This window comes from Leucobacter sp. BZR 635 (genome assembly GCF_048061935.2).
Lineage (GTDB): Bacteria > Actinomycetota > Actinomycetes > Actinomycetales > Microbacteriaceae > Leucobacter.
The window spans coordinates 1-11,240 of the sequence record NZ_JBLUNZ020000032.1; the positions used below are offsets into that span (position 1 = coordinate 1).

Annotated in this window: 11 protein-coding genes and 1 tRNA gene; 7 read left to right on the forward strand and 5 right to left on the reverse strand. The window is 64.0% G+C overall.

Features of this window, described 5'->3' with window-relative positions; genetic code table 11:
* A partial coding sequence (locus ACI1US_RS06450) for an AMP-binding enzyme (RefSeq protein ID WP_461639139.1) occupies positions 1–485 on the forward strand: 485 nt, incomplete at its 5' end.
* 77 nt (positions 486–562) lie between these two features.
* Positions 563–859, forward strand: a complete 297-nt coding sequence (locus ACI1US_RS06455; RefSeq protein ID WP_461639141.1) for a putative quinol monooxygenase — start codon at positions 563–565, stop codon at positions 857–859.
* Between the two features lie 60 nt (positions 860–919).
* On the opposite strand, the gene ACI1US_RS06460 is transcribed toward ACI1US_RS06455, so the two are convergent.
* Positions 920–1,564, reverse strand: a complete 645-nt coding sequence (locus ACI1US_RS06460) for an Ig-like domain-containing protein (protein WP_461639143.1) — start codon at positions 1,562–1,564, stop codon at positions 920–922.
* 269 nt (positions 1,565–1,833) lie between these two features.
* Here ACI1US_RS06460 and ACI1US_RS06465 point away from each other — a divergent pair, with 269 nt between their 5' ends.
* A complete protein-coding gene (locus ACI1US_RS06465) occupies positions 1,834–3,300 on the forward strand; it encodes an HNH endonuclease signature motif containing protein (protein ID WP_461639145.1) in 1,467 nt (488 codons plus the stop codon).
* Between the two features lie 226 nt (positions 3,301–3,526).
* On the opposite strand, the gene ACI1US_RS06470 is transcribed toward ACI1US_RS06465, so the two are convergent.
* Positions 3,527–4,897, reverse strand: a complete 1,371-nt coding sequence (locus ACI1US_RS06470; protein ID WP_461639147.1) for an APC family permease — start codon at positions 4,895–4,897, stop codon at positions 3,527–3,529.
* A 26-nt stretch (positions 4,898–4,923) separates the two neighbouring features.
* Entirely contained in the window at positions 4,924–5,796 is an 873-nt protein-coding gene (locus ACI1US_RS06475) for a proline iminopeptidase-family hydrolase (protein ID WP_461639148.1), read from the reverse strand.
* A gap of 84 nt (positions 5,797–5,880) precedes the next feature.
* Here ACI1US_RS06475 and ACI1US_RS06480 point away from each other — a divergent pair, with 84 nt between their 5' ends.
* On the forward strand, positions 5,881–6,684 hold the full coding sequence (locus tag ACI1US_RS06480; RefSeq protein ID WP_461639150.1) for a FadR/GntR family transcriptional regulator: 804 nt from the start codon (positions 5,881–5,883) through the stop codon (positions 6,682–6,684).
* 142 nt (positions 6,685–6,826) lie between these two features.
* Here the strand turns inward: ACI1US_RS06480 and ACI1US_RS06485 are convergent.
* Positions 6,827–6,899, reverse strand: a tRNA-Arg gene (locus tag ACI1US_RS06485).
* A 107-nt stretch (positions 6,900–7,006) separates the two neighbouring features.
* Between ACI1US_RS06485 and argS the strand changes: the two genes are divergently transcribed.
* Positions 7,007–8,686, forward strand: a complete 1,680-nt coding sequence (gene argS, locus ACI1US_RS06490; RefSeq protein ID WP_416549833.1) for an arginine--tRNA ligase — start codon at positions 7,007–7,009, stop codon at positions 8,684–8,686.
* 4 nt (positions 8,687–8,690) lie between these two features.
* Positions 8,691–9,437, forward strand: coding sequence for an LmeA family phospholipid-binding protein (locus ACI1US_RS06495; RefSeq protein ID WP_461639153.1), 747 nt, complete (start codon positions 8,691–8,693; stop codon positions 9,435–9,437).
* Between the two features lie 123 nt (positions 9,438–9,560).
* On the opposite strand, the gene ACI1US_RS06500 is transcribed toward ACI1US_RS06495, so the two are convergent.
* Entirely contained in the window at positions 9,561–10,307 is a 747-nt protein-coding gene (locus ACI1US_RS06500) for a DUF981 family protein (protein WP_461639155.1), read from the reverse strand.
* Positions 10,308–10,523: 216 nt separating this feature from the next.
* On the opposite strand from ACI1US_RS06500, the gene ACI1US_RS06505 reads away from it, so the two are divergent.
* On the forward strand, positions 10,524–11,240 hold a 717-nt coding region (locus ACI1US_RS06505), incomplete at its 3' end, for a serine hydrolase domain-containing protein (protein ID WP_461639157.1).

The window sequence follows — 11,240 nt, forward strand, 5'->3', positions numbered from 1 at the left end:
TCGGCGAGGTCGTCTTCCGCGGAAACACGGTGATGCTCGGGTACTTCAACGATCCCGAGGCGACGGCGACGGCCTTCGAAGGCGGGTGGTTCCACTCCGGCGACCTTGGCGTCATGCACCCGGACGGCTACATCGAGATTAAGGACCGAGCGAAAGACATCATCATCTCGGGCGGCGAAAACATCTCGAGCGTCGAGGTCGAGAGCGCGCTCGCCGGCCACGCCGCAGTGCAGGACATCGCCGTGGTCGGCTACCCCCACGAGCACTGGGGCGAGCGCCCGAAAGCATATGTGCTCGTGCGCCCGGGTGCCTCGGTCACCGAGTCCGAGCTGCTCGAGTTCGCCCGCGGATCGCTCGCGCGCTACAAGGTGCCCGACTATGTGGTGTTCGTCGAGCAACTGCCGCGCACCGCGACCGGGAAAGTCACGAAGGGCGCGCTCCGGGCGCTCGCTGACCGCCCAGTGGCGATGCAGGGGGCGCGGTAGCTGCGCTCGCTGACACCGGGGCCCGCGGGCCCCGGTCCCCGCGGTGCCCGCGAGGAACCGGGCATACTGGGAGCATCATGCTGAAGGTCATTGCGCAAGACTTCATCCGCCCGGATGCCATCGAGACGGTGCTGCCGCTCTACCGCGAGCTCGTCGAGCTCACCAGGCAGGAGCCGCTGAACATCTCGTATGAACTGTTCATCGACGAGGAGCAGCCGGGCCACTTCATCTTCGTGGAGGAGTGGCCCGATCGCGCAGCCCTCGACGCGCACTGCGAAACCGAACACTTCAAGCGCCTGGTGCCGCAGATCGACGCCTTCCAGGCCGAGCCCGACACCTACATTCAGATGCGGCCGGCGTTCCCCGAGGGGTGAGCTGATACATCGGCGAGCTGGTCTCGCGGCTTGGATCGCGGAAAACCAGGCCGTTGCCGCTCAGCCCAGTTGCTGTCTCGCGGGTGGCACAGGGTTCAGGTGTCGGCGTGCGTTCATAGCTGAGACGATGAGTCCACCCGCGAAGAGCGCGAGTGACCAAGCCATGCCTGCTCCCGGGTTCGCGCCGGTGGCTGTGATCTTAGTAGGCACCGCTCCCCACCGCGGCTGCTCTTCAGCTTGCCTGAGTGGCGCGGTGTTATCGACGGCCGGGGATCCATCCGAGGTGCCACCGGTGTCTCCTCCTCCTCCTGGGCGACGGACTCCGCGATGACCGTCACCTCGTGGGGGCTGGGACTGCGACGCGAGGTGCTGCTCGTCACCCCGATACGAGGCAACAATCTGCTGCGTGCCAGCTGTGAGGCGTGGGGTTAAAAGTGACGCTAACCTAGCACTGAGCGTGGCGACGCTGAGTGACCCGGTTCCCGAGAGGAACTTGACTTCGTCGCCCGGCTCGCCCCAAGCAACACTCGCCGTGAAGGTAACTGTCTCTCCGTTTAGAGCGGTGCTCCCAGCCAGCCGCGTCGTCATCGTCCTCGGCAGTGCACCCGCTGAGGGACAGCACAGGGCAGAACAGTGCGGGATGCTGCAAGAAGTAGCCGTCTGGATGGCTGCCGGACTCCACGGGGCACTGGCGATCATCGCCATCTCGTGAAAGCCTGCCTGAGACACCGTGAGCTTTTGTGACTGTCACCATTCGAGGTTGGTGCGGCGGGCTCGTTGCGGCCCCTCTCTGACGCTGGTAGCGACTTCTGGCTCAGACGCGAAGAACCCCTGTGCTGCTTTCCAAGTCTCTATCTCTGCCGGTTCACAGGCCGATCATGACTGGTGAAGAGGTTCAAAATCTTTTTCGAAAGATTCTGTTTTGGGCCACATTTGAGGGCTTGAATGTCGGTGGTGCGTGTTTGACTACCGTCATGAAAGCGAAGCCGCAGATCCGGGACGAGGCCATCACCGGCCTCGAAGACGCGACGCGCAACATCCGCGTCGCGGAAGCGACCCGCCTCGAGCATCTCGCACGCGGTTACGGGGCAGTCACTGGCGGCGACATGGCCACACGGGCCTACATCACTGAGGCTGCGCTCGCGCTCGGGGTGTCCGAGCCGCGCGTCGCATCCATGCTGGGGCTTGCCGTGTTCCTCACCGACACTTACCGCGACACTCACGCACTCGTCCGCACTGGTGAGATCTCACTGCGGCATGCGGAGATCATCACTGATGCGGGAATGGTCATCACGAACGTCACCGCGGCCGGCGTTGACCAGGCAGCGATCGCCCTCGCGCTCGAGCAGGACGAGCTCGCAGAACAGCGCCGTCACGCGTACGAGCAAGAGGTCTTGGTGTATGCGCGTGAGCTCACCCCGAACCGGCTACGCCCAGTCGCAAAACGCCTCGCAGAACGCTGGGCGGTTGAACCGATCGAAGTACGCCAGGCCCGGGAAGCGAAGAAGCGGCGGGTGACCGTCGTGCAGCTGGGTGAGGGCATGGCAGAGCTGCGCGCCTACCTGCCCGCGGTGCAGGCTTTGGGGCTGTACGACCATCTCACCCGTGTCGGGCGGGCGGTGAAGCGGGGCCTCATCCCGGCACCAGCCCGTCCAGAGGGGCTTGGTCTTGGCGCTGAGCAGCCGGAACCCACAGTCATCGATGCTGATGGTACTGGCAGTGGTGCCGAAGCCCCGGATACGCGCGGGCTCGACGAGCTGCGGGCCGACGCGTTCTACGCGCTCCTCAGCCGCGACCCCTTCGACGCCGCCGAAGCAGCCGCACACAGCACCGGCGCTGAACTGCAGGGGCGGGTGCAGCTCGTCCTCACCGCAGCAGGCGTCGACGCCCTCCTCAACACACACGGCGGCACCATCACCCGAGACAGCAACACCCCAGCGGGCGACGTCAAATGCGAGCTCAAGGGGTACGGGCCGATCGATATCGAGTCAGTACGGCCGCTCATCGCCGGCCGGCAGCAGTGGGACCTCGTCACCGTCTGCACCCACACAGGAACTGTCATCAGAACAGACACATACCGGCCGAACAAGTCACAGGAACGGTTCCTCGTCGCCCGCGACGGCCACTGCAGGTTCCCCGGCTGCGTCTCCCCGGTCTACCGATCCGAAATCGACCACACCATCGACGCAGCCCTCGGCGGGCACACAGCTACCGACAACCTGGCACATCTCTGCCGCAGCCACCACACGTTGAAAGGCAACTCGGACTGGACCGTGCGACAGCTCGCGGGCGGAGTACTGGAATGGACCGCGCCGTCCGGCCGCATCCACATCGACAGACCACGGGATCTACTCCCGGAACACCGAGCCTCACGACACACACCCAAACGCAAGGTCAGATTCCAACCCACGGTGAGAGAACCCGAAGTGCATCCTTTCTAGTTGCCCGGGATAGCCGGCTCTTCACAGTCGAGGGCCAGCGCGTGGCTGACGGCACTCGATTGCTCTGAGTGCTCTCCTCCGGGCCAACGGGTCGTAGCGAAGCCCCTTCGCGCAAAGGTTGCCATGCTCTCAACGCGAAACAGAAGCGCTGCCCAACCCCAGACTCCTGGGGCCGGACAGCGCTTCTGCTTCGCGGAACTCCGCGTTGGTGCGCGTCTCGAACGGGCTAGGCCGCGCGCTTGCGACCGCGGAAATGCCAGTAGCTCGCGATTGCTGCGCCAATGGCGAGCCAAGCGAGGCCAATCATTTGCGCGTTGGTGCTGGCATTCCAGAGCGCGTAGCCGAGGACTAGGGTTCCGATAATGGGTGAGATCCAGTGCAGGAACACATTTCGGCTCCGTGAGATAACTCCGAAATGCACGATGACTGCAACGTTGAGCAAGATGTATGCGGTGAGGGCTCCAAAAGTCACGAGGGTCGTCAGCAGTTCCTGCTCGGTGGTACCGAGGATGCCGACGATGAGGGATAGACCTGCGATCAGCAGCATTGCGTTGCGGGGCACCTGGCGGTTGCTCACGCGAGCGAAGATCCGCGGGAGTTGACCGTCACGGGCCATGCTGAATACAAGGCGGCTTGAGGTTGCCTGCGAAGCGATCGAGTTCGCAAATATCGCGATGAGTGCAGAAGTGAGCGTGATCACAACCTTGAACCAAGGGCCGACCACCTCTCCGGCGATGTTGTAGAACGCGTTGTTCGTGTCGTCGCCTGCAGCAAATTCGGTTCCCGTGGGCACAAACAGCGCAGCGAGGTAGACCTGCAGGACGAAGATTACGGTGACTGCGACGAGCACGATCATGGTTGCTCGTGAGACGGTGGCACCGCCGCCCTTGGCTTCTTCATTGAGCGTTGAGATAGCGTCGAAGCCGATGAAGCTCAGTGCCGCGATCGGGATCGCGCCGAACACGATCGCCCAGGAAAACTCCTGCGCCTGGAAAATTGGCGCCAGGGAGAACTCTGCGCGGCCTTCGAACACAGCGACAACCGCGCCGACGACGAAGATTCCGAGGACGAGTACCTGGATCGCGAGGAATATCTTGTTCATGCCAGCGGTGAGGGTGATCCCGCGCAAGTTGATAGCTGCAGCGAGGAGCACGAAGATAATAATCCAGACGAACTCAGGAACACCGGGTACCACCGTGACCATCGCGGCGGCCGCGAATACTGAGAGTAGCGCAGGGAGCAACAGGTAATCGAGCAAGATCGCCCAGCCTGCGATGAAACCGATAAAGCGGTTCATGCCGAGACGGACGTATGAGTAGACACTGCCGGCGACCGGGAACCGCTTCGCCATTTCCTTATAGCTGAGCGCGGAGAACACCATGGCGAATGCCGCGACTAGGTATACCAAGGCAGGCATTCCGCCCGAGAAGTTGTAGATGATGCCGAATACCGCGAGAGGGGCCATCGGCACCATGTAGATAAGGCCATACACGACCACATCTAGGAGCGACATGGAGCGGCGAAGCTCCTGGGAATAGCCAAGATCCTCGAGCGAGGCTTCGGCCCCTTGGGAGTTTTCAGGGGTTGAGTGCGTCATTGCAGTTGTTCCTTTGGGTGAGGGGTTTAGACGTTGCGGAGAAAGTCGCGGAGGGCTGTGAGATAGGCATCTGGCTGTTCTAGGTGGACGCTGTGGGTGCCTTCTGGGAAGACGTTGACCGTGCTGAGCTTGCTCATGGACGCAAACCGTCGAACCGTTGCCGGGCGCGCCTCATCATCAGCTCCCGTCAACCAGAGGTTCGGGACCTGAAGGCCGGCTATGGAGCCTGAGCGGTCATGGCCTTTGAGGTTGCCAGTCTGGGTGAACTCATTTGGCCCCCACATCGTGTTGTAAGCATCGGCGTTTTGGCCTGAGTTGGACGCGAGGATAGGGGCAGGCCATGGTTCGATGCGGCAGAAGTGGCGGCGATAGAACTCGGCTTCGGCGACGGCGTAGCCTTCATGGCTCGCCCCCGCAGCAATGGCCTCCCTGTCTGCCTCTGGGAGGAGCGCAACGAGTTCGTTTGCATCCGCGATCCACTGGTCCACGCTCACGAGGGGGCTCGCGAGGATCAGTGATGCTGCGATGGCTGGATGCGCCTCATGGAATGCGAGGGCGAGCATACCGCCCCAGGAATGTCCGTAGATGTGTGCTTTTTCAATTCCGAGCTCGCGCAGGAGTCGCGCGAGATGATCGACGTGCGCCTCGACAGTCCACGCAGTGCCATCAGTTGCCGCATCGGAGCGTCCGCAACCGATCTGGTCGTACCGAATGACCGATCGCTCGTCCGACAGTGCGTCCAGCGGAGCCAGGTAGTCGCTCGGCGAGCCCGGACCTCCGTGAAGGAGTACGACCGGTATTGCGTCGGGGGCTGGGGAAGGCGGTCGCGTCACCTGATACCACAGCGAACCGTGCTGCGTCGGGGCGAGGCCAGTCTCGATCGTTGACTCTTGCTTCAATGGTGCTCCTTTGAACATGAACTTTCCCCATCATGCCACAAAAGGTTCTATCATGGGACCTTTGATTTGTGTCTTAATTGACCTATGAGATTTGATGCTGAGGAAGGCTCCGAGCGCGGGCGGAGTGCCCCGCTGCTGGGACTTGTCCAGGGGCAAACTCTTACCGACGAAATCGCGGACAGGCTTGTGACGGCTCTCGCTCTTGGCGACTACCTTCCAGGGGCGCGGCTACCGACCGAACGGGATCTCGCAGCGATGCTCGGAGTAGGGCGCGTGACGGTTCGGTCCGCGATAGAACGCTTGGTCGGCCTCGGCCTTGTGCGGAAACAGCAGGGTAGGGGCGGTGGAAGCTTTGTCGTCGAACCGGCCACGCTTGAGGCCCGGGCTTCGATCGAACGAGTTCTCTCGGCTACCTGGGACAAACTTATTGACCAGCACGAGGCGCAGAGCTGGATGCACGGCGCAATCGCTGCGGCGGCTGCCGAACGCAGAACCGATGACGATCTGGCGGAGCTCAAGGAGCGGCTTGAGAGTTATCGAAGCGCCGAGTCCGGCGGAGCTGCGCAGAAGGCTGATGAGGCCTTGCATCTCGCGATTGCGCGAGCCACTCACAGTCCAGCGCTACAGGGCTTGTTGGTCACGCTTGAGTCCCAGATTCATTTGTCGGCACCAGCACACCCGTGGGGTTCGGAGCGCGGGCGTCGTGACATGGAGCAGCGCGCGTTGATCGATCACGAGGAGATCGTCGCGGCAATCGAAGCGGGAGACGTTGTTCGAGCGCACGAAGTTGGGCGAGTCCATGCGCGGATCAACATGGAACACCTCGAGAACGCGCTCCGCGATGCTTCGCAGGACGGTCCGGATAGTGGCCCATCGTCGTTGTCCTGATCGCTTCAGCCCGAGCCGATATCTGGGGAAACGTCTACTGTGAAATGATCCCCTGGGTCCGTGAGTGGGCCGAGCTCGCGAGGCCGACCGCCTCAGCAAACAAAAGCGGCTCCAGCGCCAAACGCTGAAGCCGCATCACACGTGCCCCCGGCAGGATTCGAACCTGCGGCCTACGGTACCGGAAACCGGCGCTCTATCCCCTGAGCTACGGAGGCGAGCAAATGTAACTCCCCAAGCCTAGCGCACCCGCGAGCGCGCGTGGAACCCTGTTGCGCCGTCGGGCGGTTCGGTCACCCAGCGCCTGACGGTAGACTTGTCGCTTGTGACGCCTCAAGAACTTGCACAGGCCCTTGCCCAGATTCTCGCTGCCAACTTCGCCGCCCGCGGAGGAGACGCAGCCGACATTGCCGTGACCGAGCAGGACACGCAGCTGGAGCGACCGAAGAACCGAGAGCACGGCGACTGGGCGTCGAACGTTGCGATGAAGTTTGCGAAGCGTATTGGCACGAACCCGCGCGCGCTCGCTGAAGAGCTCGTCGCTGAGATCGAGAAGATCGACGGTGTCGCGAAGGCAGAGATCGCGGGCCCCGGTTTCATGAACATCACACTCGACGCCGCGAGCGCGGGCGAGACCGCCCGTCGCGTCGTCGAGCAGGGCGCGAACTACGGCCGCAGCGACGTGCTCGCCGGCCAGCGCATTAACCTCGAATTCGTGAGCGCGAACCCGACGGGCCCGCTGCACATGGGACACACCCGCTGGGCTGCGCTCGGCGACTCGACAGCCCGCGTGCTGCGCGCCTCGGGTGCAGAGGTCACGAACGAGTACTACATCAACGATGCCGGCTCGCAGATGAACAAGTTCGGCCGCTCGGTGCTTGCGGCCGCGCTCGGTGAGGAAGCTCCCGAGGATGCCTACCCGGGCGAGTACATCCAGACGCTCGGTGCGCAGGTGCGCGAGCAGCTGCCGAACCTCGCGGAGCTCGCTGCGGAGGATCGCGACGCCGCACTTGAGCAGACGCAGGAGCTTGCATACCAGCTGCAGCTTGCCGAGATCAAGGAATCGCTCGAGCGCTTCAACGTGCACTTCGATGTCTACTTCTCGGAGCGCACGCTGCACGCGAAGGGCGAGAACGGCGAGCCGAGCCAGATCGAGCTCTCGATCGACCGTCTCCGCGAGCAGGGTCACGTGTTCGAGGAGGACGACGCGATCTGGGTGCGCACGACCGATTTCGGTGACGATAAGGATCGCGTCTTCACCCGTGGCAACGGCATCTACACGTACTTCGCGGCCGACGCCGCCTATTACCTGTCGAAGATGGACCGTGGCTTCACAGAGAAGATCTACCTGCTTGGCGCAGACCACCACGGCTACATCGGTCGCCTCACCGCGATCGCGGGCGCAGCGGGCGACAACATTGAGACCGACATCACGGTGCTCATCGGCCAGATGGTGAACCTTGACGGTGCGAAGCTGTCGAAGCGTGCCGGCAACATCATCGAGCTCACCGACCTGCTCGAGTGGCTCGGCTCTGATGCGCTCCGTTACTGGCTCGCGCGCTACCCGGCGGATTCGCCCCTCTCGCTCGACGGCGAGAAGGTCCGGAGCCGCACCAACGACAACCCGGTGTTCTACGTGCAGTACGCACACGCCCGCACATGCGCGGTGGATCGCAACGCTGAGGCCGCGGGCATCACTCGCGAGGCCTTCGCCCCCGAGCTGCTCACGCATGAGACTGAGACGGATCTGCTTGGCAAGCTGCAGCAGTACCCGGGCATCGTCGCGGGTGCTGCCGAGTTGCGCGAGCCGCACCGCATCGCGCGCTTCCTTGAGGAGTTCGCTGCCGCCTACCATCGCTGGTACGACAACTGCCGGGTGATCCCGCTCGGTGAAGAGCCGGTCACCGACCTGCACCGCACCCGCCTGTGGCTGAACGATGCCGCCGGCCAGGTGCTGCGCAACGGACTCGACCTGCTGGGCGTTTCTGCGCCAGAGAGGCTGTAACGCTATGCCCCGCTGGCTGAAGGTCGTCATCGCGCTCGTCGTGTCGGTTGGCGTGCTCGCGGGGCTTGCGGAGTGGGGGCTGCGGCTCATCGTTCCGGGTGTCGTTGAGAGCCAGGTCCGGAGCAAATTGGACCTCCCGAAGAGCCACCCGGTCGACGTCGAGATGGGCGGGTCAGCGCTGCTGCACGCGATTCAGGGCGGTGTCGGCGACATTGAGGTTGAGATTCCGGACGCCCCGATCGCGGACGGTGTCATTGCCTCGCTGACGTTCCGTGCCGATCAGGTGCCGTTCGCAGTGACGACGGGGGATCTCACGAACCCGAGCGCTGCGATCTTTGTGCCGGCGGAAAAGCTGGGGCCCGTGATCTCGATGCTCACGAGCGGAGTCGCGGACACGGGGAAGACGAGCGGCGGCGACCTTGTTGTCGGCCGCACGATCGATGCCCTCGGCTTCCAGGTGCCCATCGAGGCGACGCTGAACCTCGCCGTCGAAGACGGTCAGGTGCGTGTCGAGCCCACCGGGCTCTCTGCGGTCGGCTTTGACCTGAGTTCGGAGCAGCTGGCGGCTGCGACGGGTGGGCTGCTCGATCCGTTGCTCTCGACGCGCCTGATGTGCGTGAGTGACAAGCTGCCCGCGGGCGTCACGCTCGAAGACATCACCGTCACGACGGGCGGTGCCCGCGTGGGCGTCTCGCTCGCGCCTGACTTCCTGTCGAATGCTGCGCAGCGGGCGCCGGGCACCTGCGAATAGCCGGCACCTGCGAATAGCCCGCACCTGCGAAGAGCCCGGCCCCTCGGTGCCCGTGGGCGACCGGGAGGCCGGGCGAGGATCCGCGGGCGTCACGGCCACGCGAGCCGTGACGCCAGTCGGCAACTACTGCATGGTGTTGACGATGAGCCCGATGTGGGTGAAGAAGTTCATCGCGCCGAACAGCAGGAAGATGATGCCGGTCACGAGCCAGGTCACGCCGACGAGCTTCGCGACGCCAGACAGCGGCTTCTTCGAGGAGAAGCCGCGAAGCGCGATCGGGAAGAGCGCAGCGCCCAGGCCGACGAACGCGAACAGCAGCGACATGAAGATCGCCTCGATCATCGGGTAGTCGGCGACGATGCCCGAGATGGGCTCCTCAGCGGGAGCGGCGAAGAGCTGGAAGACGAGGCCTGCGAGCGCGATCCCGAACAGTGCGAGACCCATGCCGAGCACGAAGATGCCCATGGGGCGAGCGACTGCGGCGGCCTCGGCTGCGCGATCCTCTGCGGCAACGATCTGGTCGCCGCGCTTCCACATGTAGAGCGAGGCTGCGAGCAGCAGCGCGCCGAACGCGAGGCTCGGCTCACCGAAAACAATATTGTCGAACGGGAAGTAGAGGGCGAACGGCCACTCGAGCGTCATGTGCAGACCGGTCGCGGTGAGGATGAAGCCCATCACGCCAGCAGCGAGCGCCCAGCCCTCGGCCCGGAAATCCTTGTCGCGGGTGAGCGCGCGGCCGAGCATGTACATGAAGATGAGGCCAGCGCCGGCCGCGACCGCCATGACGGTGTTGTAGGTCGGCATCTGCGTCCAGTCGATGACGAGGCCGGTGTCTCTTCCCTTAAAGAAGTCCTCAATAAAGCTACCCATGGTCTGTTCCTTTCGGGGGTTCTGCGTGGGGCGTCTGTGGGCGCCCGCCTGCGATGAACGTACGTTGGATACAACGCGTTGCCCTGAAATTGTATTCGCTTGCATGCAAACTCGTGTGCTCGCGCACCCACTGAGCGTAAATAGCGGATTGGTAGCCTGCCCAGAGCGGGCGCTATGGTGTCGGGTGACTCCTCTCGACGACGACCAAGGACACCAATGCGCGACGCCGTTTCACCCCCTTCCCAGGCTCCATCCGGAGCACAGTCGGGGTCGATCCCGACGCTCCTCGCCGGCGCGGCCGCGAAGCGCGTCGGCACGCCAGCGCCCGCGATGGTTGTCGCGGCGTTCGACGCCACCGGGCTCACCGGCTGGCACGGTGAGGGCAGCTCGCGACTCGGGGGCGAGCCAGTCACCAGGCAGACGGTGTTTCGCATCGCGTCGATGACCAAGAGCTTCCTCGCAGCGACCGCGCTCGCGCTCAGTGACGAGGGGCGGCTCGACCTCGGGGCCGACATTCGGGCATACCTTCCCGACGTGCGGCTGCACTACGGGGCGCAAACGCAGGCAGTGACGGTCGCCGAGCTACTCGCGAACCGATCGGGGCTTCCCGAAGACAACGCATGGGGTGACCGACAGCTGGGAGCGGAGCGTGAGCAGATCGCCGCACTCGTCGCGGCTGGGATCAGGCTCACCACCCTGCCGGGCATGCAATACCAGTATTCCAATCTTGGAATGTCGCTCGTCGGGCGGGCAATCGAGACGCTCGTCGGGCATCCCATCGAACACGAGATTCGCGAGCGGTTCATCGACCCGCTCGGGCTGACACACACCCGCTTCTCGCCGGAAGAGTACCCCGCGGGCACCGACATCGCCCCCGGCTACCGCACCTTCGATGCGGGGGAGAGCTTCGTCTGCGAACCCATGCTGGGCACC